The 22,849-nt window shown below is 69.4% G+C and carries 19 protein-coding genes and 2 pseudogenes; 4 read left to right on the top strand and 17 right to left on the bottom strand.

Going from position 1 to position 22,849, the window contains the following annotated elements; translation table 11 throughout:
- Nucleotides 1-382 precede the first annotated feature (382 nt).
- Together ACWC1K_RS04040 and ACWC1K_RS04035 are read right to left on the bottom strand one after the other, a co-directional pair.
- Nucleotides 383-742 (bottom strand): DoxX family protein, encoded by a 360-nt coding sequence (locus tag ACWC1K_RS04040; RefSeq protein WP_450828661.1) that lies wholly within the window; start codon nt 740-742, stop codon nt 383-385.
- Nucleotides 743-787: 45 nt separating this feature from the next.
- Nucleotides 788-1,282 (bottom strand): cupin domain-containing protein, encoded by a 495-nt coding sequence (locus ACWC1K_RS04035; protein ID WP_450828660.1) that lies wholly within the window; start codon nt 1,280-1,282, stop codon nt 788-790.
- 81 nt (nt 1,283-1,363) lie between these two features.
- On the opposite strand from ACWC1K_RS04035, the gene ACWC1K_RS04030 reads away from it, so the two are divergent.
- The gene (locus ACWC1K_RS04030; protein ID WP_450828659.1) at nt 1,364-2,215 is read left to right on the top strand and encodes a LysR family transcriptional regulator; all 852 of its coding nucleotides are present in this window, start codon (nt 1,364-1,366) and stop codon (nt 2,213-2,215) included.
- 229 nt (nt 2,216-2,444) lie between these two features.
- Here ACWC1K_RS04030 and ACWC1K_RS04025 read toward each other — a convergent pair.
- From ACWC1K_RS04025 to shiA, 5 genes and pseudogenes are all read right to left on the bottom strand, one after another.
- A pseudogene (locus ACWC1K_RS04025) lies at nt 2,445-2,669 on the bottom strand (helix-turn-helix domain-containing protein); the annotation flags it as partial.
- A 71-nt stretch (nt 2,670-2,740) separates the two neighbouring features.
- Entirely contained in the window at nt 2,741-2,944 is a 204-nt protein-coding gene (locus tag ACWC1K_RS04020; protein ID WP_450828716.1) for a hypothetical protein, read from the bottom strand.
- Nucleotides 2,945-3,418: 474 nt separating this feature from the next.
- Nucleotides 3,419-5,239, bottom strand: coding sequence for a bifunctional sugar phosphate isomerase/epimerase/4-hydroxyphenylpyruvate dioxygenase family protein (locus ACWC1K_RS04015; RefSeq protein WP_450828715.1), 1,821 nt, complete (start codon nt 5,237-5,239; stop codon nt 3,419-3,421).
- On the bottom strand, nt 5,232-6,212 hold the full coding sequence (locus tag ACWC1K_RS04010) for a zinc-dependent alcohol dehydrogenase (protein WP_450828658.1): 981 nt from the start codon (nt 6,210-6,212) through the stop codon (nt 5,232-5,234). Before ACWC1K_RS04010 ends, ACWC1K_RS04015 begins: the two co-directional genes overlap by 8 nt.
- Nucleotides 6,213-6,314: 102 nt before the next feature.
- On the bottom strand, nt 6,315-7,682 hold the full coding sequence (gene shiA, locus ACWC1K_RS04005) for a shikimate transporter (protein ID WP_450828657.1): 1,368 nt from the start codon (nt 7,680-7,682) through the stop codon (nt 6,315-6,317).
- A 396-nt stretch (nt 7,683-8,078) separates the two neighbouring features.
- Here shiA and ACWC1K_RS04000 point away from each other — a divergent pair, with 396 nt between their 5' ends.
- Complete coding sequence (locus ACWC1K_RS04000) at nt 8,079-8,876, top strand: IclR family transcriptional regulator (protein WP_450828656.1); 798 nt, start codon at nt 8,079-8,081, stop codon at nt 8,874-8,876.
- Nucleotides 8,877-9,291: 415 nt separating this feature from the next.
- Here ACWC1K_RS04000 and ACWC1K_RS03995 read toward each other — a convergent pair whose 3' ends face one another.
- The 8 genes from ACWC1K_RS03995 to solA all read right to left on the bottom strand — a co-directional run bounded on the left by ACWC1K_RS03995 (nt 9,292) and on the right by solA (nt 18,102).
- Nucleotides 9,292-10,275: a D-2-hydroxyacid dehydrogenase gene (locus tag ACWC1K_RS03995; RefSeq protein ID WP_450828655.1), complete on the bottom strand. Its 984-nt coding sequence runs from the start codon at nt 10,273-10,275 to the stop codon at nt 9,292-9,294.
- A 1-nt stretch (nt 10,276) separates the two neighbouring features.
- Nucleotides 10,277-11,728 carry an NAD-dependent succinate-semialdehyde dehydrogenase gene (locus ACWC1K_RS03990; protein WP_450828654.1) on the bottom strand — a complete coding sequence of 484 codons (1,452 nt, stop codon included), beginning with the start codon at nt 11,726-11,728 and terminating at the stop codon, nt 10,277-10,279.
- 40 nt (nt 11,729-11,768) lie between these two features.
- The gene (locus tag ACWC1K_RS03985; protein ID WP_450828653.1) at nt 11,769-13,049 is read right to left on the bottom strand and encodes an NAD(P)/FAD-dependent oxidoreductase; all 1,281 of its coding nucleotides are present in this window, start codon (nt 13,047-13,049) and stop codon (nt 11,769-11,771) included.
- 221 nt (nt 13,050-13,270) lie between these two features.
- Entirely contained in the window at nt 13,271-14,038 is a 768-nt protein-coding gene (locus ACWC1K_RS03980; RefSeq protein WP_450697525.1) for an amino acid ABC transporter ATP-binding protein, read from the bottom strand.
- Nucleotides 14,035-14,991 carry an amino acid ABC transporter permease gene (locus ACWC1K_RS03975; protein WP_450828652.1) on the bottom strand — a complete coding sequence of 319 codons (957 nt, stop codon included), beginning with the start codon at nt 14,989-14,991 and terminating at the stop codon, nt 14,035-14,037. The genes ACWC1K_RS03980 and ACWC1K_RS03975 overlap by 4 nt, the downstream gene beginning before the upstream one ends.
- Before the next feature lie 7 nt (nt 14,992-14,998).
- Entirely contained in the window at nt 14,999-16,018 is a 1,020-nt protein-coding gene (locus tag ACWC1K_RS03970) for an ABC transporter substrate-binding protein (protein ID WP_450828651.1), read from the bottom strand.
- A gap of 143 nt (nt 16,019-16,161) precedes the next feature.
- The gene (locus tag ACWC1K_RS03965) at nt 16,162-16,845 is read right to left on the bottom strand and encodes a haloacid dehalogenase type II (RefSeq protein ID WP_450828650.1); all 684 of its coding nucleotides are present in this window, start codon (nt 16,843-16,845) and stop codon (nt 16,162-16,164) included.
- Between the two features lie 120 nt (nt 16,846-16,965).
- Complete coding sequence (gene solA / locus ACWC1K_RS03960; RefSeq protein WP_450828649.1) at nt 16,966-18,102, bottom strand: N-methyl-L-tryptophan oxidase; 1,137 nt, start codon at nt 18,100-18,102, stop codon at nt 16,966-16,968.
- A 278-nt stretch (nt 18,103-18,380) separates the two neighbouring features.
- On the opposite strand from solA, the gene ACWC1K_RS03955 reads away from it, so the two are divergent.
- Entirely contained in the window at nt 18,381-20,003 is a 1,623-nt protein-coding gene (locus ACWC1K_RS03955; protein WP_450828648.1) for a PucR family transcriptional regulator, read from the top strand.
- Between the two features lie 291 nt (nt 20,004-20,294).
- Here the strand turns inward: ACWC1K_RS03955 and ACWC1K_RS03950 are convergent, their stop codons facing one another.
- Together ACWC1K_RS03950 and ACWC1K_RS03945 are read right to left on the bottom strand one after the other, a co-directional pair.
- On the bottom strand, nt 20,295-21,353 hold the full coding sequence (locus ACWC1K_RS03950; RefSeq protein WP_450828647.1) for a tartrate dehydrogenase: 1,059 nt from the start codon (nt 21,351-21,353) through the stop codon (nt 20,295-20,297).
- A gap of 92 nt (nt 21,354-21,445) precedes the next feature.
- Nucleotides 21,446-22,330, bottom strand: coding sequence for a LysR family transcriptional regulator (locus tag ACWC1K_RS03945; protein WP_450828646.1), 885 nt, complete (start codon nt 22,328-22,330; stop codon nt 21,446-21,448).
- 224 nt (nt 22,331-22,554) lie between these two features.
- On the opposite strand from ACWC1K_RS03945, the pseudogene ACWC1K_RS03940 reads away from it, so the two are divergent.
- Nucleotides 22,555-22,757 (top strand): annotated as a pseudogene (locus ACWC1K_RS03940) (IS256 family transposase); the annotation flags it as partial.
- Nucleotides 22,758-22,849: the final 92 nt, after the last annotated feature.

Genomic DNA, 22,849 nt, shown 5'->3' with positions numbered 1-22,849 from the left:
TCTGCGGCGTCGCAGAAGGTCGCAGAGCTGGTGCCGGACTGTGCAGGACTCTCGGAGAAGGAGGCCGAACGGGCCGCCGCGGCCATGAAGTTGTGGAGCACGCTCGCCGCGACGAAGGACCGTATCAACATCAGTCCGCGCGAGAGCCTCAAACCCGCTCTGGCACTCCTCAGATACGAGGCCCGGCGCGCACGGCCTCTGGACGACCTGCCGCGCGGCAAGGGCTACCGGTTCTCTGGCTTTGTTCACGAGTTGCGACAGCAGACGTACGCCGCACCGAGCAGCGCGTGGACGGCGCCGTGTTCGATGTTCGGGAGAAATGGCAGCGGCCGTGTGGCGGCTGTCCCTGCAGGTGCTTCCCTCGGTCGAGGGCTGTACTCCGTCACAGCCTGGTGGCCAGCCAGATGGTCACCGCCGCGGTGGTGGCGAGGCCGACGTTGAGTGCGATCCGGCGGTCTTCGCCGGTCAGGTGGACGGCGATCGCACCGGCCTGGAGGAGGACGAAGCCGCTGGCCGCGGCTGGCGCCAGCGGGGGCGCGATGCCCGTCAGCGGTGGCAGGATCAAGCCGGCCGCGCCGAGGATTTCGACCGTCCCCAGTGCCCTGAGGGCGGGCAAGGGTAGGCGGTCGACCCAGGCCATCATCGGTCGGAGCTGATCGGGGCTGTGGATCACCTTCAGTGTGCCCGCGTAGACGTAGAAGACGGCGAGCAGTCCCGCGACGATCCAGTAGGCGATGTTCATGGTTCCCGTTCATGGGTCAGCGGTTCACACAAATCGTCGACTGCTTCAGGCGAGGTCGGCGGCAGGTTCGGTCGCGTAGCGGCTCATCGCGTCGATGTTGGCCTGTGGCGTCGGCGGCCGACCGCCGGCGAAGACCTCCTGGAGGTCTCGGAAGTACTGCACGTACAGGTCGGGGGTGAAGGTGCTGAGCATGACGGCGGGTTGGTCGGTCAGGTTGGCGAAGGTGTGCGGGGTACCGGGCGGGACCATCACGAGCGTGCCCGCGGCGGCGTCGTAGTTCTCGTGCCCGACGGTGAACCGCACGGTGCCGGAGAGGATGTAGAAGCCCTCGTCGTGCCGGGCGTGGCGGTGCTGGGGCGGTCCCTGGGTGTGCGGGGCGAGGACGGACTCGGCGATCGCGAGGCGGTGCCCGGTGTGGCTGCCGTCCTCCAGGACGCGCATGCGCGTGGTGCCCAGAACGATCGTCTCGCCGTCGCCGGGACCCACCACCGAAACGGCGGGGTCGGCCTGCGGCGCGTTGGCCGCTGCTTCTTCGGTCATGCTCACCAGTGCACCGCCGGAGGCCTGCCAGTGTCCAAGACCCATCCCGTAGCGCCGATACCTCGTGGGTATCGTTGCAGTGTGGAGCTACGGACCTTGCGCTATTTCGTGACCGTCGCCGAGGAACTCCACTTCGGCCGGGCTGCTACCCGCCTGCACATGAGTCAGCCGCCGCTGAGCCGGGCGATCAAGCAGTTGGAGGCCGATGCCGGGGCCCTGCTGTTCGCCCGCTCACCCACCGGCGTCACGCTCACTCCGGTGGGCACGGTGCTGCTCGACGAGGCGCGGGCCCTGCTCGACCACGCCGACCGCGTCCGTGCACGCGTGAGCGCGGCAGCCGGCGCCGCGGCCATCACCGTCGGCATCCTGGGCGACGGCACCGACCCGGGAGTGGCCAGGCTGGCCGCCGCCTACCGCCGTACCCACCCCGGCATCGACATCCGCATCCGCGACACCGATCTGACCGACCCGACGTGCGGGCTGCGCGCCGGACTGGTCGACGTCGCCCTGACCCGAGCGCCGTTCGACGAGACCGCCCTGACGGTGCGTACGCTGCGAACCGATCCGGTCGGCGTGGTCCTGCGCGCCGACGATCCGCTGGCTCGCCACGACCGGCTGCGGCTGGCCGAGCTGAGCGACCGCCGCTGGTTCCAGTTCCCGCAGGGCACCGACCCCCTCTGGCAGTCGTACTGGAACGGCGGCACGCCACGCGAGGGCCCGGTGGTGCGCGCCGTCCAGGAATGCCTGCACGCCGTGCTGTGGAACAGCACGGTCGGCCTGGCCCCACTCGGGCACGACCTGCCCGCGGAGTTGGCGGTCGTACCGCTGATCGACATGGTGCCGAGCCGCGTGGTGGCGGTGTGGAACGAAGGTGACGCCAACCCTCTGATCCGGTCCTTCATCGAGATCGCGACAGCCGCCTACCGTCACTGAGCGCCGGCAACCGGCGCTGCCGGCGCTCGTGAACAGTTCGAACACAGCGGGGCTCTGGCTCAACTTCTGTGGCGCGGCCACTGTGAGTGACGGTCAGGCTCCTTCGAGCCGTACGCGAAGTCGCCCGAAAACAATCCGTGGGCAGGACGATTGGGCTGACAGTTCGGGGCCGTGGAAGAGGCACTGCTCTGGTTGAAGGAGCTGTTGTTCCCGTCGCTCGCGGACGTCGCAGGCGGCACCGCGACCCGTTCGGGCCGCGGGAGGCCAGAGCCTGTGCACCGCCCTCCCGCCACAACTGGTGCCACTGGTGGGCCGACTTCACGCTCACCCGCAGCCGTCGTGCGACTTCCGGCGGCTTGACCTTCTGCTCGAACAGCTCGGCCGCCTGCATCCGTACCGTCTCCCGGCGCCGACGTCCCGCAGGAGTCAGGCCGCCCCCGTCCGCATACCTCACACACCACGAGGTACAGCCACCCGCCCATACCCATCAGGGACTTCGTGAAGACTCACCCCGAGGAGCTGAAGTCAGTAACGCGGACACCGTGGTCCTTGTTCATGGTGCTTGGCACGACTCCCGAGATCGCCGCGTTCATCGACACCGGACACAGCAACGTCAAAGGCGAGGGCATCCACCGCGTGATCAAGCTCGTCGCCCGCGCCGCCTTCGGGTTCCGCAACGCTACGAACGATCTCGGCGGCGGTGGAGATCAGACCCATCTGGTCGCGCATCCACTGCACCAGCGAACCGGTGACGGCGATCGAGCCCTCCAGGGGAGGCCGGCTGACGGAGGGGTTGGGAGAGGCGGGGCGCAGTCTGGCCGATCCCGGCGTACTGGTCTGCGGCGATCGGCGGTTGGCCGGTCCCGGCGCGGTGACGCTGGTCGAGGCGGACCTGCTGGAGGAGCTGCGGGTCGAGGGAGGTGTAGGGGTCCTGGAAGGCCATCCGGACCTCGCGGGCCCGCGTCCTGCGCTCCCGGCCGTGGGCACGGCCGACGGCAAGCGCTGTGCCGTCGTATTCGATGAGACCGGAGGTGGGCGTCCCCAGGCCGGCAGCCGCACCTTCACGGCTGACCCACGTGCAGCAAGGATCTGCTCGCCGCCCGAACCGCACGCAGCGCGACTCTCAGGTCGTCGGTCGTACGTCTCGGATCGCGTTCATGCCTGCTGCGGATCGTATGAGGGAGGTGTCCCAGCAGGCCACGGTCATCGGCGCTGTGCAGCCAGACGTACGGGGGCGTTGGCGGCGCCGTAACCGCGGTACCCGCCGGTGCGCTGGACGATCTCGAAGAAGACGCGGCCCACGGTGGCCGTGTAGCAGTGCCGGAACTCGCCTCCGTGTTCGTCGCGGTCGTAGAGGATGCCGAGTTCCCGGTACATGTCCAGCTCACCGGGGGCGAACACGTAGCGGGCATCGAGATCGTCGTAGTAGTTGGCGGAGATCGCCAGCAGTTCCGCTCCGGCGGCCCGGATGCGGCGTACGGCGGAGGTGATGTCGTCGGTGGCGAGGGCGATGTGCTGGGCCCTGGTCCGCGTCTCCGCCGCCGGGCTGGGGGCCAAATTGAGGACGAGACGGAAGGCGCCGGTCTCGTCGGACAGGGCGCGGCTGCGGAAGAGGCCGTAGGGGTCGGCGAGGTCGACGCTCTCGTGCGGGCGCAGCCCGAGGACGGTGCGGTGGAAGAGGACTGCCTCGTCGAAGTGGTGCCAGGGCTGGGTCAGGGCCACGTGATCGACGCGGGTGACGATGCCGTCCGCCGAGCCGACGGTGGGAGTGAAATGGCTTGTCCAGTCGGGGTGTTCGGGACGCCGGGTGGCGCAGAAGAACAGTTCGGTTCCGTCGGGGGCGGCGACGGCGTCCAGGGAGATGTCCGCTTCGCCGCGGCGGCGGGGCAGCACCGGGGCGAGCAGGGACTCGGCGCGGTCGGCGGCGGAGCGGGGGTCGGGGGTCTCAAGGCCGATGGCGGCCAGCGCCGTGCCGTCGATGGGGGTGCCCCCGCTCGAGCGAAGCCGAGAGTGGGGGGCACTGGTGCCGTGGTTCAGGAGGATGCGGGCGTCGCCCTGTTCCCACAGCTCCACCGGCTTTCCGGTGTGCCGTCCGGTCCGTCGGAAGCCCAGCCCGGCCAGCAGTTCGGTCACCGGTTGCGGGTCGGCGGTGGACAGTTCGGCGAAGGCGACGCCGGACGGGACGACGGGGGCGGGGAGGGGGGCAATGCCCGCGCTCTCCTCCAGGGCGATCAGCGAGCGCAGCGCGTCGACGGCGGTGCTGCCCGCGTCCGCCTGGCGGAACACGTCGTTGAAGACCTCCAGCGAGAGCGGGCCGCGGTACCCGGCGTTCACGACATGGCGGACGAGGGAGGTCACGTCGAGGCCGCCCTGACCGGGGAAGCAGCGGTAGTGGCGGCTCCACTGCAAAACGTCCATGGCCATCAGCGGGGCGTCGGCGAGCTGGAGGAAGAAGATCTTCTCGCCGGGGATGTCCTCGACGCCTTCGAGATCCTTCGGTTCCGAGCAGCGGGAGAGGATGTGGAAGCTGTCCAGGCAGACACCGAGCGAGGGGTGGTCCGCCTGTTCGACGATGCGCCAGGCGTGGTCGTACGTGCTGACGTGCCGTCCCCAGGCGAGCGCCTCGTAGGCGACCCGGACGCCGAACTCCTGGGCCAGATCGGCCAGTCGGCCAAGCTGCTCGGCCGCCAGGGTGTCGTCGTCCAGAGCACGCGGGGAGACGTTGGAGCACACCAGGAGCGATTCGGTCCCGAGCCTGCGCATCACGTCGAACTTGCGCTCCGCGCGGCGCAGGTTCCGTACGAAGTCCTCCTCGGGAACGGCCTCCACGTCCCGCATCGGCTGGTAGAGGTCGATACCCAGTCCCAGGTCCGCGGTGCGGGCGCGGACCTCCTCGGGGCTGAGCGGGCTCGCCAGCAGGTCGTTCTCGAAGATCTCGACGCCGTCGAAGCCCGCGCGGGCGGCCGCGGTCAGCTTCTCGGTCAGCGAACCGCTCAGGCAGACGGTCGCGATGGACTTACGCATCATGGTCGCCCCCGATCGTGATCCACGTCTTCCCGGCGCGTTCGGCGGCGCCGGCGAACGCCTGCTGGGCCTCGTCGAGAGGGAAGCACGCCTCGACGACGGCTCCGGGGCGGGCCACGGACAGCTCGGCGATCGCGGTGGTGAAGTCGCCGGGGTGGTCGTAGATCATCGACCCCCGGATCGCCAGCTGCCGGCGGACCACGTCGTCGGTGGTCAGCGGCAGCTGCTGGGCATTGAGGCCGATCAGGACAACGGTGGCACCGGGGGCGGCGCGCTCCACGGCCGAGCCCAGCGCGGGTCCGTGGCCGGAGGTCTCGAAGACATAGGTGAACCCGGTGCGGCCGTCGTCGGGTGTCGCGCCCAACCGCTCGGCGCGGGCGAGCCGTTGCGGATGCGGTTCGGTGACGACCGGCTCGATGCCCAGGCGGGACAGGATCAGGCAGACCAGCAGCCCCTGGGCGCCGGCGCCGACGACCAGGCAGCGGTCCGCTGCCGTGACGCCGCTGCGCCGTACGGCGGCCCGTGCCACCGTGTACGGCTCGGTCGCGGCGAGGTCGGCGCCGGTCAGACCGTCGGGGACGGGGTGGGAGAAGTGCGCGGGCAGGGCCACGCGTTCGGCGAGGACGCCCGGGGTGTTCAGTCCGACGATGGCCCGGTGCGGGCAGGCCGAGGTCAGGCCGGTGAGGCAGTCGGCGCACTTCAGACAGGCGTAGTTGGGTTCGATGACCACGCTCTGGCCCACCTGACGGTCCCGCACCTCGGTGCCCACGGCGGCGATCCTGCCGAAGCCCTCGTGGCCCATGACCCATGGCATCGCGGGCGGCCGCCGCCTGCCGTGGAAGACGGCGAGGTCGGTACCGCACAGCCCGACACCGTCCATGTCCACGACGACGTCGTACGGCCCGCAGTGGGGCTCCGGCTGGTCGTAGACGATCTCCATCCGGCCCGGTGCGGTGAGGACAGCTGCTTTCACCAGAACTCCAAGCGGTCCACTAGACGGTTCATAAATTCCACTGTGCGGTCAGCGTACGGCGCGAAAGGTGCCCCCAACAAGAGTTGGGGGCACCTTCGACGGTCAGGCGGTCGCGTCCGCCGCCGCGTGGTCCCGTACGCCGTCCGGCGCACCGGCCGTCACGTCGTCGCCCCGCATGCGCAGCGCGACGAGGAAGGAGACCGCGCAGCCCAGCGCCATGTAGGCGGCGACCAGCGTCCAGCTGCCACCCGCCCAGATGACCAGAGAGGCGGCGATGAGCGGGGTGAAACCGCCCCCGATCGCGCTGGCGAGCTGGTAGCCGACGCCGGCGCCGCTGTAGCGGTACTCGGGGCCGAACATGTCGGTGAACAGGGACTGCTGGACGGACACGGCCATGTCGTGCGCGCCGTTCACGAGCAGGACCGCGCAGGGGATGATCAGCACGATCGAGCCGGACTCCATCGCCCAGAAGTACGGCAGCACGCTCACCGCGCCGATCAGCGCGCCCCAGCAGTACACCCGGCGGCGGCCGAAACGGTCGGCGAGGTAGGCGAAGGCCGGGATGGTGAGGACGGCCAGACCGCCGACGGCCAGGTTGACGTTGAGCAGACTGTCCCGGTTCAGGCCGAGTTCGCCGGTGCCGTAGGCGAGACCGAAGGTAGTCACGCCGTAGAAGGTGAACAGTTCCACGAGACGCAGCCCGATGATCGCGAAGAACCCCTTGGGGTTGGACTTCACCGCGGCGATCAGGGGCACGCGGGGCCGCGCGTCCTCGGCCTTCGCCGCGACCTGGCGGATGAAGACCTCGGACTCCTCGACCCTCGCCCGGACGATCAGTCCGACGATCACCAGGGCGGCACTGACCAGGAAGGGCACCCGCCAGCCCCAAGAGCGGAAGGCGGCGTCCGGGACAGTGCCCGACATGACCTTGGTGATCAGGGTGGCGAGCAGCAGGCCGACGGACGCGCCGACCTGGACTCCGCTGCTGTAGAGGGAGCGCCACTTGCGGGGCGCGTTCTCCACCGCCATGAGCGCGGCGCCGCCCCACTCGCCGCCGACCGCGAAGCCCTGCGTGGCGCGCAGCAGCACGAGCAGCGCGGGCGCCCAGACCCCGGCCTGCGCGTAGGTGGGCAGGACGCCGATCAGGGTGCTGGCCGTACCCATGATCAGCATGGTGAGGACCAGCATCCGCTTGCGGCCGAGCCGGTCTCCGAAGTGGCCGAAGACGATGCCGCCCAGCGGACGGAAGAGGAAGCCGACGCCGAAGGTGGCCCAGGCCGCCAGGGTGCCCACGGCCGGGGAGGAACCGGGGAAGAACAGGTCGGGGAAGAGGAGGCCCGCGACGATGCCGTAAAGGAAGAAGTCGTACCAGTCGACGACAGCTCCCATGAAGCTCGCGATCGCTGCTCTCTTCGCGACACCGGAGCCTCCGGCTCCGCCGGGCGCGGCCGACTGCTGCGCACTGCTCATCTCACATACTCCCTTGGATGCTGCGACTCCCCGCCCCGGCGGGGCGCGCGAGCGGTGCGCGATGCCGCCGGGGACGGGGACACGGATGGCTGCGGTGGGGACAGACGCCTGGTGACGGCGGACGCTCGGTGGGTGTGGAGCGGGCCGTCAGCGGCAACCGGGCCATCGCCACAGCGGTGCGAGACGGCGACCCTCAAGAACGAGGTCCATTGCGTGGACCGACTGAACCAAGTAGCGGAAACATATGATGCGAGCCTTCCGGCTACAAGGGTTACGCCGAGATTTCTCAGCCATTGCGGTTCCAATGGTCCGCCTGGTGGACTAGCGTCAGAGTTCAGCGCAGCCACGGACACGACAGGTGCCGTGCGACGACGAACAAACCGGGGAGGGATCCGCGTGGACGACAGGGACGGACAGGCCGAGGCGGGCAGAGAGCGCAATGGGGCGAGTGGCGTCCGCAGCGTACGGCGCGCCCTGGACATCCTCGAACTGCTCAGCGAGGAACGTCCCGTCATCACCCTGCGCGAGATCACCGAGGCGACCGGGCTGGCCAAGACGACCGCCCTGCGCCTGATCCAGACCCTGGAGGAGAGCGGCCTGCTCTGGTCGCACCCACTCGGCTACACCGCGGGCCCCGGACTGTGGCGCTGGGCCTACCTTGCCCGAAGCCAGTGGGAGGTACCGCGCGAGACCCGCAAGGTCATGCGCGACCTCGCCGACCGGCTGGGCGAGACGGTCAACATCTTCGTCGCCCGCGATGTCAGCCGCATCTGCGTTGCCCACGAGGAGAGCCCGCACCCGCTGCGCCACGTCGTCGACGTCGGCGACGAGCAGCCGCTGTGGGCCGGAGCCTCGTCCAAGGTCCTGCTGCGCGACGCCTCCCAGAGCCTGCTGCGGCGCATCGCCGCGTCATCTCCTCACGGCGACACGCACGCCGACCGGCTGCACGCCTGGGCAGAGGAGGCGGCGCACCGCGGCTACGCGGTCAGCAGCAGCGAGTGGGACGAGGGCCTGACCGCGGTTGCCGTCCCGGTGGTCAGCCGCTCCGGCAAGGTCATCGCCTCGCTCTCGCTCAGCGGGCCCAGCCACCGCTTCCCCTACGAGGCCGTGGAGCGCTTCGCCACCGAGCTCGCGGAAGCGGCCACCCTCATCTCCGCCCAGGGGTTCAACCACCCGCTCAGCCAAGGCCGCTGAAGCAGGCGTCAGCAGGTTCGCCCGGGTGGGCAGCGGAGTGGGCGTGTCATGGAACTCCGTCGTGGAGAAAAGACGACGGCACGGTCTGTTGCAGAGGCGCGCCGGGAACTCGGTCAGCGGACGGTCGCGGAATCCGCGAAGCAGTGGCGGCCGCGGCAGCGGAGGATGAGCGAGTCTTCCATGGGTTGGCGTGTCGACAGCTCCATCAATGTGCACAGCGTCCCCCGTCTTGGGTCGAGGAAGCTGAACTGTCGCGCCAATCATGGTGGAAGGCTTCCTGGACGAGCTGGAGACCGACGGGGTCGGAGCCGGAAAACAGGGCCATATTCCGCGTCCGCAAGGCCATTTTGCGGGAAAGGCGAATCGCACGCACCGGCCGGTAGGAGTCACCGGCCGGTGCGCGTGCAACTCGTCTTCAGGCGGAGCGCGTGTCGTCGACCACGTATCCGCGTCGCTTGTCCACCACGTTGCGCAGCGGCCGGCCTTCGAGGTGGCGGGCGAAGTTGTCGAGGAACACCTCGATGAGCGCCTCGCGCTCGTCTGTGGTCTCGCCCGCCGTGTGCGGGGAGATCATCACGCCGGGCAGGTTCCACAGAGGTGATTCGGCCGGCAGGGGTTCCTGGGCGAACACGTCCAGGGCTGCGCCGGCGAGCCGTCCGGCGGCGAGGTGGTCGACCAGCGCCTCTTCGTCGACTAGTCCGCCCCGGCCTACATTGATCAGCCGGGCCCCCGGCTTCATGGCCGCCAGCACGGGGGCGTCGACCATTCCCCGGGTGCCCTGGGTGAGGGGAGCGGCCAGGACGACGTAGTCCGCTTCCGTCAGGGCGGAGCGCAGGGTCGCCGCATCGTGGACCGTGCCGAAGTCGGGGTCGTCCGTGCGGGGCGCGCGGCCGGCTCCGCTCACCCGCATCCCGACGGCGCGCAACAGCCTGGCGATGGCCCGGCCGATCGGCCCCGTTCCCCAGACCAGCACGGTGCGTCCGGTGATGCTGTCGCTGGGGCGCGGACGCCACTCGCGGCGCCGCTGGTGCTCCCATGTGCCGGGGAAGTCCTTGGCGAGGGAGAGGATCAGGCCCAGGACGTACTCGGCGGTCGGCTGCTCGTAGACCCCGCGGGCGTTGGTCAGGACGACCTGCGGATCGTCCACCAGGGCGGGGAAGAGGAAGGAGTCCACGCCTGCGGAGGACGCGTGCACCCAGCGGGGCGCCTTGTGCGGATCGTCGGGCCATGCCTCGCGGATGGCCGGGGTGATGTTCACCCAGGCCAGGAGGACGTCGGCGCCGGGCAGGAGGTAGGGCAGCTCCTCCTCGGTGGCGTAGACGGTGTCCGCGAGGCGTTCGATGAGTGCGGTGGCGGGGGGCCGGTTGCCGCGGTAGAGGACGACGAGTCGGTCGCGCATGTCAGGCTCCGACGGGGACGGCCAGGTACTTGTACTCCAGGAACTCGTCGATGCCGACGCGTCCGCCTTCGCGGCCCAGGCCGGACTGCTTGACGCCGCCGAAGGGCGCGGCGGGGTTGGAGACCAGTCCGGTGTTGATGCCGATCATGCCGCTTTCGAGGCGTTCGGCGACCCGCAGGGCACGGTCGAGGTTCTGTGTGAACAGGTAGGCGGCCAGGCCGAATTCGGTGTCGTTGGCGGCGGCGACGGCCTCGTCCTCGGTCTCGAAGCTACGGATCGCGGCGACCGGGCCGAAGATCTCGGAGTCGATGATCGCGGAGTCGGGGGCTATACCGGTGAGGACGGTGGGCGGATAGAAGCAGCCGGGGCCCTCGGGGAGTTCGCCGCCGGTCAGGACGGTGGCACCGCGCTTGACCGCGTCCCGCACCAGGTCGTGTGCCTTGCTGCGGCCGACGACGTCGATGAGGGGGCCGACATCGGTGCCGGGTTCGGTGCCGGGCCCGACGGTGAGGGCGGCCATGCGGGTGGCGAGGCGGGAGGCGAACTCCTCGGCGACGGAGGTGTGGACGAAGATGCGGTTGGCTGCGCAGCAGGACTCGCCCATGTTGCGCATCTTGGCGACCATGGTGCCTTCGACGGCTACGTCGAGGTCGGCGTCGTCGAAGACGAGGAGCGGGGCGTTGCCGCCCAGTTCCATGGAGGTGCGGATGACCGTGTCGGCGCACTGGGCCAGTAGGATCCGGCCGACCTGGGTGGAGCCGGTGAAGGACAGCTTGCGGATCTGCCCGCCGCGCAGCAATGGTTCGACGACGCCGGCTGCGTCGGAGGTGGTGACGACGTTCAGCACACCGGCAGGCAGTCCCGCCTCGGTGAGGATCTGCGCCAGGACAAGGCTGGTCAGGGGCGTCTGGGGTGCGGGTTTGAGGACGATGGTGCAGCCGGCGGCAATGGCGGGGCCGATCTTGCGGGTGCCCATGGCCAGGGGGAAGTTCCACGGAGTGATGAGCAGACAGGGTCCGACGGGCTGACGGGTGACCAGCAGTCGGTTCCTGCCGTCGGGGGCGGTCATCATGCCGCCGTCGATACGCACGGCTTCCTCGGAGAACCAGCGGAAGAACTCGGCGCCGTAGGCGACCTCGGCACGCGCTTCGGCCAGCGGCTTGCCCATCTCCAAGGTCATCAGCAACGCGAGCTCCTCGGTGCGCGCGATGATGAGGTCGTAGGCGCGGCGCAGGATCTCGCTGCGCACGCGCGGCGGGGTGGCGGCCCAGGCGGCCTGCGCGGCGACCGCCGCCTCGACGGCACGTCGGCCGTCGCCGGGTTTGGCGTCGGCGACCTGGCACAGTTCCTCGCCAGTGGCCGGGTTGTCGACGGACAGGGTCCGGCCGGACTCCGCGTCCTGCCAATCTCCGCCGATGAACAGCTGCTTGGGCACATCACGGACGACAGACATCGTGGGATCTCCTTGTAGGTGTAGAGAGGCTGCCGACCGGTCAGCGGATGCGGTCGAGCGTCTTGTAGTAGGCGCCCGCGAAGGGCAGGAACCAGGCGGTGCCGTTGTAGAGGGGGATGCGAGGCGGGGCGATGTCGCGGACGGGGCTGACCTCGGGGTGGCCGTCCATCACCTCGGCCATGACCTGCCCCATGTGGGTGGCCATCTGCACGCCGTGGCCGGCGTATCCCATGGAGTAGTAGACGCCGTCCTCGGTCTGCCCGGCGTGCACGATGCGGTCCATGGCGAAGCCGACGGAGCCGCCCCACACGTACTCGATCTTCGTGCGGGAGAGCTGGGGGAAGATCCCGCACATCTCACGGAACAGGACGGCCCCGCTCTTCTTGTCCGAGGTGGGGTCGGACGGCGCGAAGCGGGCGCGGCCGCCGAACAGCAGCCGGTTGTCCGGGGTGAGCCGGAAGTAGTGGCAGACCTTGTTGGAGTCGACGATGAGGCGGGCCTTGGGGATGATGTCCCGGGCGAGTTCCTCGCCGAGCGGCTCGGTGACGATGATGAAACTGCCCACGCAGACCTGCTGGCGGCGCAGCCAGGGGAAGTTCCGGTCGGTGTAGGCGTCGGTGGCCATCATGACCTGCCCGGCGCGGATCACGCCGCGCTCGGTGCTGACCTCGAACCGTCCGGCGGCGGTACGCCGTACGCCGATGGCCGCGTTGCGTTCGTGGATCTCGACACCGGTGCGCTCGCACGCCTCGGCCATGCCGCGCACGAATCGACCGACGTGCAAAGCCGCGCTGAGCGGGTCGAGCAGACCGCCGTGGTACGTGTCGGATCCGATCTCGGAACGCAGCTCGGCCTTGCCGATCAGAGTGGTCTCGTGTCCGAAGTGCTTGGCCAGGGCTCGCTGTTGGGCCTTCTTGCTCTCGAAGTGGGCGGGGCGGGAGGCGACGCCCAGGCGGCCGACGCGGCGGAACTGGCAGTCGATGGACTCCTCGTTCACGAGCCGTTCGACGGTGTCCACGGCCTCGCCGTAGGAGTTGTAGATCTCGCGGGCCCGTTCGAGTCCGTAGCGGCGAATGGCCTGGCCCACGCCGACGGTGAAGCCCAGGTTGGCCATCCCGCCGTTGCGGGCGGAGGCTCCGGAGCCGATCTGGCCCTTCTCGACGAGGGTGACGCGGGCACCTTTGCGTGCGGAGTGCAGAGCCGTGGACAGACCCGTCAGGCCGGCGCCGATGACCACCACGTCGGTGTCCTCGGTCAGCGGCTTGCCGGATCGGTCGGGAAACGCCCCGGCGGTTTCTATCCAGTAGGGAATTGTCTTCATGTCGGGTCCTTAGCGGGGCGAAGAGGGTGGGGATGCCGTCGACGGTGGTGTGGAGGACGATGCGATGAGGGGTGCGCTGACGACGGTGACGGTCAGTTCGACGTCGAACTGGAGGTGTTGAAGACGCGGACGGGCAGGGGCGGACATTGCGTCACCCGCAGTCGACCGGCGGCTTCTCCACGCTTGCCGCGGCAAGGCCGCCTCCGCGTGACCAGCCGCTTCTACAGCACCCTTTCGAGGAAGGCCTGGGTTCGTTTCTCGCGAGGGTTGGCCAGCACTTCGCGTGCGTCGCCGCGTTCGACTGCGATGCCTTCGTCCATGAAGAGCACTTCGTCGGCGACCTCGCGGGCGAAGGCCATCTCGTGGGTGACGAGCAGCATGGTCATTCCGTTGCCGGCGAGGTCGCGCATGACGGCGAGTACTTCGCCCACGCGCTCGGGGTCCAACGCGCTGGTGGGTTCGTCGAACAGCATGATGGTGGGTTCCATCGCCAGCGCGCGGGCGATGGCCACACGCTGCTGCTGGCCGCCGGAAAGCTGGGCGGGGTACTTGTGGCCGCACCCCTCCAGACCGACCCTGGCCAGCAGTTCCTGTGCCCGCTCCCGGCAGGAGGCGCGGTCCTTCTTCTGCACCAGCACCGGTCCGGACATGACGTTGCTCTCGGCGGTCATGTTGGGGAAGAGGTTGAACTGCTGGAACACCATGCCTATACGGGCACGCTGCTCAGCCAGCCGCTTGGGGCGCACGGCGTGGTAGGCGTCGTCCTTCTCGACGTAGCCGAAGTCCTCTCCGTTGACCTTGAGGACTCCGCGGTCGACGGTCTCCAGCCCGTTGATGCACCGGAGGAGGGTTGATTTGCCCGAGCCGCTGGGTCCGATGATGCAGGAGATCTCCCCGGCCGCGACGGTCAGGTCGATGTCACGCAGGACCTGGTGACGTCCAAAACTCTTGCACAGCTTGCGTGCGACGATCGTTCCGTCCGGGTTCACAGCAGGGACTCCCTCGTGGTGGGAACGAGCTGACCGGCACCGGGCTCGGCCGAGGTGGCGGCCGGGGTCAGCCGTGCCCGGGTGGAGCGGGAGAAACGGCGCTCGATCATGGACTGGGGCACGCTCAGCACCAGCGTCATGATCAGGTACCAGAGGCTGGCCACGATCAGCAGCGGGATCGTCTGGTAGGTGCGGGCGTAGATCGCCTGGGCGCTCTGCAGCAGGTCGGCGACGCCGAGCACGCTCACCAGCGAGGTCTCCTTGAGCATGCCGATCACCTGGTTGCCGGTGGCGGGGATGATCGCCGGCATCGTCTGCGGGATGATCACGTGGCGGAGCTTGGTGAAGGCCGACATGCCCAGGGACTCCGCGGCCTCGTGCTGTCCGCGGCTGACCGAGGCGAACCCGCCGCGGATGATCTCGGACATGTAGGCGGCCTGGTTGAGCGTCAGGCCCACGATGGCCGCGGTCATCGGCGTCATGATCGCGTTCACGTTCACCGGTGTGGAGATGTCGGTGAACGGGATGCCGATCGAGAGGTTCGGGTACAGCGCCGCGATGTTGAACCAGAAGACCAGCTGCACGAGCACCGGGGTGCCGCGGAAGAAGGTGATGTAGAGCTGGGCCAGCCCGGAGACGGGCCGCTGCTGCGACATGCGCATCACCGCCAGCACCAGCCCCAGCAGCGTGCCCAGACCCATGCTCGCCGCGGTCAGGAGCAGTGTGACCAGCAGGCCGTTGAGGATGGTCTGCGTGGTGAAGTAGCTGAACACCACGGGCCAGCGATAGTTCTCGTTCGTCACCGCGGTCCACACCAGGCCGGCGACGATCGCGATGGCGACGGCCCAGGCGACGTAGTCGCGCGGACGCTTCGGCGTGATCCGCTTCTTCTCTTCGGCCCGTAGTGGTGGCACCGGTCCGCTCCTGGTCGTCGTGGTCTCGATCACGTCCATCGGCGTCTCAGTCCTGCGGGACGGCCGTGGCCGCGGTCTTGATCCCCAGGTCCTGGAGCCCCCAGCGGCCCAGTGCCTGGGCGTACTTGGGGCTGTCGATGATCGACTGGAGGGCGGCCTGCACCGCTGGGGTCAGCGGGGAGTCCTTCTTCAGGGCGACGGCCACGGGCTTGGTGGTCACCAGGGGCTTGAGGACGTCGAACGTCTTGGGCTGCTGCGCGGCCGCCCACTCGAGCGCGACGAAGTCGTACATCACGGCGTCGATCCGCTTGGAGACCAGCTGGGTGAGAGCGTCGTTCACGCTGGGCAGGGTCACGGCCTTGATGGCCGGCTTGCCCTTGCTCGTACAGTCCTGCTTCGACAGCTGGGGCAGCCACTGCAGCTCCTGGGTGCTGCCGGAGGTGACACCGACGTGGTGCCCGCACAGCGTGTGGGTGCCCAGTTTCTGCGGGTTGCCGTAGGGGACGGACACTCCCGTCCCGGCCTTGAAGTAGTCGACCATGTCGAGCGCCTTCAGCCGGTCCGTCGTGGCGCCCATGGTGGAGGCGGTGAAGTCGTACCGGTTGGCCTGCAGTCCGGTGATGATGGTGTCGAACTTGACGTTGTTGATCTGGAGCTTCAGCCCCAGCTTGGCGGCGATCAGCCGGGCGATGTCCGGGTTGAATCCGATCGGGGTCTTGTTGTCCGATGCCATGAACGTGGTGGGCGGGTACGACAGGTCCATGGGCACCGAGAGCGTGCCCTTGGCCTTCACTGCCGCGGGCAGCAGCTTCACCGCGTTCTGGTCGGGCTTCACACCGACCGAGATGTCGTCGGTGTGCTCGGCGGACGGGCCGGATCCTGGGCCCTGTGCCGTGCTCTTCGCCCCCACGTTCTGCCCGGTGGCGCCCGCCCCGCACGCGGCGAGCGCGAGGGCCAGGGCGGTCGTGACGATCGGGATGCTCAACTGCCTGTTGACCTGCATGGCTGCCGCTACGGCGCCTGCGGTGCGGCGTACGGTTCTGTGGCCTGTCCGGTTGATTTCCATGGCGGTGCCTCCTGGGGAACGCGGGGATACGGGGAGCCGGTGATGCGAGGGACGCGGGGGGCCGTGATGCGGGGGATACGGGGAGCCCGTGATGCGGGGGGACGACGTGCGGGTCAGTCCGGGAGGTGGGACGGCGTGGCGCGTCAGATGCCCAGCATCTGGTTGAGCTCGTCGAGGGACTTGACGGTCACGTACTCGTAGCCGTGGGTGACCGGGTCGTAGCCGCGGTCCAGGAGGACGAGGTTGCGGAAACCCAGGTCGTGCATCGGCATCAGGTCGTAGCGCGTGTGCGAGGAGACGTGCACGAAGTCCTCGGGGGACGCGTCGAGCTGGTCGAGCATGTACTCGAACGCCGCGTAACGGGGCTTGTAGTAGCCGGCCTGCTCCGCGGTGAAGACCGCGTGGAAGTCCGCGCCGAGCCGGGGCACGCTCTCCGCGAGGTAGGAGTCCTCGGCGTTGGAGAGGATCACCAGCTTGTAGTGCTCGCCCATCTTCTTCAGCGGTTCCGGCACATCCGCGTGCGGGCCCCAGCTGCGCACGCCGTCGGCCAACCGCTTGCCGGCGTCCGGGGCGGCCTTGACGCCCCACTTGCGGCAGACCCGCTCGAAGGCGTCCTGCAGCGTCTGCTCGTAGGGGCGGAACGCGTCGAGGATCGAGTCGTAGCGGTAGCCACGGAACTCCTTGACGAACTGGTCCCAGTGCTCGGCCGGGATCTGGTCACCGACGAGTTCACGTGTGATGGGGGTCATCGGCCACTCGATCAACGTGCCGTAGCAGTCGAACGAGACGTACTTCGGGCGGAATTGGAACGAGGGGATGGGACGCATGGACGTACTCCAGTCTCTTGTGCGTGGGTAACCGGTCATGGCCGACACGGACTGTTTTTTGGCATGCTCGCGACAGGCTTGTCGGTGTGCGGGGGCGATGCGGTGGACCATCGCCGGCGATCAGGCGGCGCCGACACCCGCCGGAGCGAGGAAGGCGACGGGGTGCCGGGTGGTGCCGTCGAGCGCCAGGTCCGCGGCGATCTCTCCCATCGCGGGCGAGATCTTGAAGCCGCTGCCGGAGAACCCGGCCATGACGATGATGTCGTCCTCGCCGGGGAGATGACCGACGAGCGGGTTTCCGGACTGCGTGTAGCCCTCCATGTAGGCCGACATCCTGATGGGGTCGGGGTTCAGGTCGGGCATGAGTTCATCGATGAGCTCGCGGAAGGTGCCGAGTTCCTCGGGGCGGACCGTGCGGTCGAGCCGTTCGGGCTCGGGCACCGGCGCGTGGTACTTGAAGGAGAGACCGAGCTTGACGGAGATGCCGTCGGGCGACGGGATTCCGAAGCAGTCGTGCGGTACGGCGCGTACGAACGGAGGAGCACCGCCCGCGAACCAGTCGTGACGGGTGGGCAGGTGCCAGGAGCAGACCACCCGGCGGACGTCGATGGCTTGGGGAAGGTCCGGGAGCAGGGTGTTGATCCAGGGGCCCACGGTCACCACGGCGACGTCCACGTGGTCCGTGCCCTGGTCGGTGACGACCCGCACCCCGCCGCCCGCCGCGGGGACGACCTCGCGCACCGTGGTGTAGCGGTGCAGCCGGGCGCCCAGGTGCTCGGCACGGCCGGCGGCGGCCTGGATGGACGCCTCCGGCCTGATGACGGCGCCCAGCCGGTCCAGGACGGCGATGTGTCCGTCCGGGAGCCGGTGCTGCGGGTAGCGGCGGGCGAGTTCCTCACGCTCCAGTACTTCATGATCCAGTCCCTGGGCGGCACTGGTGGAGAGGAGGAGACTCATGGATGGTGAGGAGGCCTCCCCCATCACCAGGCTGCCGCTGCGGCGTCGCAGCGGGTGGCCGGTCTCCGCCTGGAGCTGCTCCCACATCCGGTCCGCCAGCCGCAGCAGAGGAATGTACGCGGGCTCCCCGAGGTGGACGGCCCGGTAGATGCGGCTCTCGCCCCCGGCCGCGCCGCGGTCGTGACCCGGTGCGTACCGGTCGTAGCCGATGACCTCGGCTCCGCGGGCGGCCAGTCGCCACATGGCCTGGCTGCCCATGCTGCCGGCACCGATCACGGCGACGCGCTTCGGGATGCGCATGAGGTCGCTCCTCTCGATGGTGTGGTCTGGGTGGCAGTCGGGTCCCGGCACGCTGCGGATGCCGTGCGGACCTTTGCAGTTCGGATCCCGCTGGGGATGGCGTTCACTTTCCGCCCGGCGGAACCTGCAGGTCAACCCACACTCTGTTCCGGCTTGGGGCCTTCTCGAGACGGTCTGTCACGGCGGACGACCGCACTGCCCGAATGACGGGCCGCCTCTTGTCACGATGAATGGCCGGTGCCATGGTGAGCCGGATTCCTTCAGAAGAAAGACCCCCTATGCCGCCCAGACACACCGCAACCGGGCACTTCCCCACGCTGAGGGAGGTACTGCTCCTGCCCGTGCTCGCCGAAGGGATGCCGCGCGTGCTGGCCGGGGAGTCACGGCTGGACGGCCCGGTGCGCTGGGTGCACGTCACCGAGCTCCTCAACCCCGCCGACTTCCTGGAGGGCGGCGAGCTGATACTGACGACCGGCATGCCGCATCCCGAGGACGCCTCCGAACTGCGCGGCTACGTCGACCAGCTCGCGGATGTCGGCGCGGCCGGTCTGATCGTGGAACTCGGTTACCGGTACCAGAAGGTGCCCCCCGAGCTGGTGGCGGCGTGCCGCGCCCGCGACGTGCCGCTGGTCGAGCTGGCCCGTGGCGTCCGGTTCGTCGACGTCACGCAGACGGTGCACGCGCTCATCCTCGACGCCCAGGGGGCCCTGCTGCGCCGCGGGAGGGACATCCAGGACATCTTCACCGCCCTGACGCTGCGGGGCGCGGACCCCGAGGAACTGGTGCACACCACCGCGGAGCTCACCGGAGCCCCCGTGGTACTGGAGGACCTCACCCACCGGGTCCTCATGTGCGAGCTGCTCGGTCGGCCGTACGAACCGGTGGTCTCGGCCTGGTCGCGGCGCTCACGAGCCGCACCGACACCGGAGACGATCACGCCGAGCGGCCCGGAGGGGTGGCTGATCGCACCGGTGCAGGACCACCACGGGCCCTGGGGGCGGCTTGTCCTGCTGGAGGGCCGGCTCAACGCCGAGCCCGACCCCGAACACATCCTCGTGCTGGAAAGCGCGGCGGTCGCACTGACCATGGCGCGCCTTGCGGGGCAGGCCTGGTGGGAGCGCCGGGCCCACCGCACCGTACTGCGAGACCTGTACGAACGGCGTTTCCGCTCGCCCGCCGACGCGCGGGCCCGCACCGAGGCGCTGGGGCTGCCCACCTCCGGACACCGACTCTTCGCCGTGGTCATCCGCCACCCGTGCTCCAGCACCGAGGACGAGCACCTCGACGAACGCATCGCGAAGGCGCTGACGCACACGGGCGTGCGCGCCCTGGTCGGCGAGACGGCGCCGGGCCGGATCGGCGTCCTCATGGCACTGGCACAGGCGAGCGCCTGGCAGCCGGTCGCCGAGCGGATCGGCCGGCTCACCCGGGAAGAACTCGGACCGCGGGCGGTCGTCGCCGTCGGCCCCGGGGTGACCGACCTCGGCGGGATCGCACGGTCGTGGCAAGAGGCGGAGCAGACCGCCGAGGCCATCACCGCGGCCTCCCCGGAGCGGTGGTTCTACGTGCCTGCCGACGTCCAGTTGCCTGACCTGCTGGGCGTCCTGCGGGCGGACACGCGTCTTCAGCGGTACGCGGAACGGCAGCTGACCCGCCTCATCGAGCACGACGACCGCAACAACGGCGATCTGCTGCCGGCGCTGCGCGCCTATCTCGCGGCGGCCGGGAACAAGTCGGTCGCGGCGAAACACGCCGGGATGTCCCGGCAGGCGTACTACCAGCGCCTGCACACCATCGAACGTCTCCTCGGCTGCGACCTGGAATCCGGCCTGCAGCGCACGTCCTTGCATGTCGCGGTACTGGTCCTGGACGCGGGCCAGGCGCCTGCTCCTGGCGCATGACCCCCGGCCGATGAGTTCACGCCGTCGGAGAGGAGAGGCGCGCACACCCGGCGTCGCTCTGAAGAACGTCGACGAAGATCAGGCCCCCCGACCCCGCCTGGAAGCAGGCGGGGACCCCACCACGGGGCCGGGCAGTCGACATTGCCGATACGACAGAGCGCCCTGCACCGTTCGAACGACCCCTGCCACGGGTGCCGGTAGGGCGCGGATCGCAAAGAGGCGTAGCGCGTCGGAGTGCCCGGCGAGCGGCGGGTGGCGTCGTCCCCGCCGCGCACCGCGGAAGGGGACGGCTCAGAGGAGTTCGATCAGCTTGTCGGTGAACTCGGCGGTGGTCGCGGTTCCGCCCAGGTCACGGGTACGGGTAGCGCTCTTGGCCAGAAGCACCGCGATCGCATCCGTGATGTCCTGGGCCGCGGCTCCATGGCCGAGGTGGTCGAGCATCAGGGCCGCGGACCAGATCGCGCCCAGCGGGTTGGCGATGCCCTGGCCCGCGATGTCGGGCGCGGAGCCGTGCACCGGCTCGAACATCGAGGGAAAGTCCCGCTCGGGGTTGAGGTTGGCCGACGGGGCGATGCCGATGGATCCGGCGACCGCGGCCGCGAGGTCGCTCAGGATGTCGCCGAAGAGGTTGGAGGCGACGACGACGTCGAAGCGGGCGGGGTCGAGGACGAATTTGGCCGCCAGCGCGTCGATGTGTTCCTGGCCCCAGGTGACGTCGGGGTGCCCGGCGGCCCGTTCGGCGATCAGCTCGTCCCAGAACGGCATGGTGTGGATGATGCCGTTGGACTTGGTGGCGGAGGTGAGCCTTCCGCGACGGCGGGCGGCGAGCGAGAAGGCGTAGTCGGCGATCCGGGTGACCCCGGCGCGGGTGAACACCGCTTCCTGGACGGCCAGTTCCTCGGACGTGCCCTGGTTCAGTCGTCCGCCGATCTCGCTGTACTCGCCCTCGGAGTTCTCCCGCACGACGACGATGTCGACCTCGCCCGGACGTGCCCCGCGCACCGGACTGTCGATTCCTTCGAAGACACGGATGGGCCGGAGGTTGACGTACTGGCGGAAGCTGCGCCGAATCGGGATCAGCAGTCCCCACAGCGAGACGTGGTCGGGCACTCCCGGGTATCCCACGGCGCCCAGCAGAATCGCGTCCTTGTCGCGCAGCTGGTCGAGCCCGTCGGTGGGCATCATGGCGCCCTCCCGCAGGTACCGCTCGCACGACCAGTCGTACGACGTGTAGGACAGGCTGAAGTCGTGGCGGCGGCCGAGAACATCGAGTACCTGCTGTGCCGGGGGCAGTACCTCGGCGCCGATGCCGTCGCCGGGGATCAGGGCAATGCGGTGGTTCGTCGTCATGCCGTCGATTGCAGCAAGGCGGTCCGTGGGGCGTCCAAGACGCAAAGCGGATATCCCATATAGGCGACGCCTATCAGCTCCAGTGGTGCCGGTCAGCTGCCGGTGGCTGTGGTGGCGGCCGTGACGAACGCGGCGGCTGCCGGCGACAGGCTGCCGCGGCGGCTGACGAGAGCGATGTCCAAGCTGGTCTCCGGCTCGATGTCCAGGACGCGGGCGCCCAGCCGCCGGGCGAGGTCCCGCCAGGAATCCATGATCACCGCGAGCCCCACCCCGGCCAACACCAGCGGCATGAGCGACACCCGGTGCTCCGTCTCGGCGGCGACGGTGAACTCGATGCCCTGTTCCCGCAGCGCGTCGACGTAGGCGCGCATCCCGGTACCCGGCTGTCCGACGATCAGCCTCTGTCCGGCAAGCTCGCGGCATTCCACCGCGGTCCGACCGGCGAACGGGCCGTCGGCCGGCACCATCAGCACGAAGCGCTGCCGCTCCAGCGCGTAGGCGACGACCTCCTTGTCGGAGAACGGCCCGGTGGACGCCAAGAGCCCCAGTTCCACGGCACCCGTGCGCACCATGTTGATGACATCACGTGCGGTGAACGCCGCCTTGATGGCCACGGAGACGCCGGGGTACCGGTGGCTGAAGGTACTCACCAGACTCGTCAGCGGTTCCACCGCCTGTGACGGCACGGATGCCACGTCCAGGCGTCCCTCACGCAGCTCGTGCACCGCCGCGACGCTCGCCCGCGCCGTCTGCAGACTCCGTACCGCCTCCCGGGCAGGTTCGATCAGGGCTCTTCCGGCCTCCGTCAGCACCGCCCTGCGTCCGATGCGATGGAAAAGCTCGGAACCGAGATCACGCTCCAGTGCCCGCACCGCCTGCGACAGCGACGGCTGCGACACGTACAGGGCCGAGGCCGCACGGTTGAACCCACCGCGGTCGACAATCGCCAGGAAGTACTCCAGCTGCCGAACGTCCATACGCACCCTCCGCCCTCAGGGAATCATCCGACGACTCGATCGGCCGCGACCATGGTTGCGGGAAGGACCGCCTGGACGAAGCACGGACCACGGTTGCGTCCACGGAGATGGTGTACGGGTTCGACCTGATCCGGGGGTTTGCTCCGGCGTCGGGATGATGCCCGCACAGATGAACGGCCACCGGCTGATCTTCGAGGTGTCGAAGCCCGAAGGAGATCAGCACGATGACCGCTCCCGACAGTCTGCCCCTGCACGCTCTCGCGGAAGACCATCTTCGCCGCGGCGAGTCCCGATCTGCTGCGCGCGATGGTCAAAACGTTCGCCGACACCCTCATGTCCGCCGAGGCCGACGGCCCTCTGCAACGCCGAATACGGACAGTCGCCCACGGTTACCGCCGGTGAGCGACATCGCGAGCGGGATGCCCGGTTCGCCTGGAACGGCGGGGCGTTCCGGTACTTTGGCCCGGCGGGCCGGTGTCGGCGACTTGGACGCGCCTCGCTCGCGAGTTCCACGCTGCC

This window comes from Streptomyces sp. NPDC001492, assembly GCF_053597275.1.
The sequence above is the reverse complement of the archived record's forward strand: the minus strand, read 5'-3'. Positions and strand labels throughout refer to the sequence as shown.

Bases quoted from the DNA above. Each gene is read 5' to 3' on its own strand.
- ACWC1K_RS04040 (WP_450828661.1), bottom strand. From the start codon at position 742: ATGAACATCGCCTACTGGATCGTCGCGGGACTGCTCGCCGTCTTCTAC.
- ACWC1K_RS04035 (WP_450828660.1), bottom strand. From the start codon at position 1,282: ATGACCGAAGAAGCAGCGGCCAACGCGCCGCAGGCCGACCCCGCCGTT.
- ACWC1K_RS04020 (WP_450828716.1), bottom strand. From the start codon at position 2,944: ATGCGCGACCAGATGGGTCTGATCTCCACCGCCGCCGAGATCGTTCGT.
- ACWC1K_RS04015 (WP_450828715.1), bottom strand. From the start codon at position 5,239: ATGCGTAAGTCCATCGCGACCGTCTGCCTGAGCGGTTCGCTGACCGAG.
- shiA (WP_450828657.1), bottom strand. From the start codon at position 7,682: ATGAGCAGTGCGCAGCAGTCGGCCGCGCCCGGCGGAGCCGGAGGCTCC.
- ACWC1K_RS03995 (WP_450828655.1), bottom strand. From the start codon at position 10,275: ATGCGCGACCGACTCGTCGTCCTCTACCGCGGCAACCGGCCCCCCGCC.
- ACWC1K_RS03990 (WP_450828654.1), bottom strand. From the start codon at position 11,728: ATGTCTGTCGTCCGTGATGTGCCCAAGCAGCTGTTCATCGGCGGAGAT.
- ACWC1K_RS03985 (WP_450828653.1), bottom strand. From the start codon at position 13,049: ATGAAGACAATTCCCTACTGGATAGAAACCGCCGGGGCGTTTCCCGAC.
- ACWC1K_RS03975 (WP_450828652.1), bottom strand. From the start codon at position 14,991: ATGGACGTGATCGAGACCACGACGACCAGGAGCGGACCGGTGCCACCA.
- ACWC1K_RS03970 (WP_450828651.1), bottom strand. From the start codon at position 16,018: ATGGAAATCAACCGGACAGGCCACAGAACCGTACGCCGCACCGCAGGC.
- ACWC1K_RS03965 (WP_450828650.1), bottom strand. From the start codon at position 16,845: ATGCGTCCCATCCCCTCGTTCCAATTCCGCCCGAAGTACGTCTCGTTC.
- solA (WP_450828649.1), bottom strand. From the start codon at position 18,102: ATGCGCATCCCGAAGCGCGTCGCCGTGATCGGTGCCGGCAGCATGGGC.
- ACWC1K_RS03955 (WP_450828648.1), top strand. From the start codon at position 18,381: ATGCCGCCCAGACACACCGCAACCGGGCACTTCCCCACGCTGAGGGAG.
- ACWC1K_RS03950 (WP_450828647.1), bottom strand. From the start codon at position 21,353: ATGACGACGAACCACCGCATTGCCCTGATCCCCGGCGACGGCATCGGC.
- ACWC1K_RS03945 (WP_450828646.1), bottom strand. From the start codon at position 22,330: ATGGACGTTCGGCAGCTGGAGTACTTCCTGGCGATTGTCGACCGCGGT.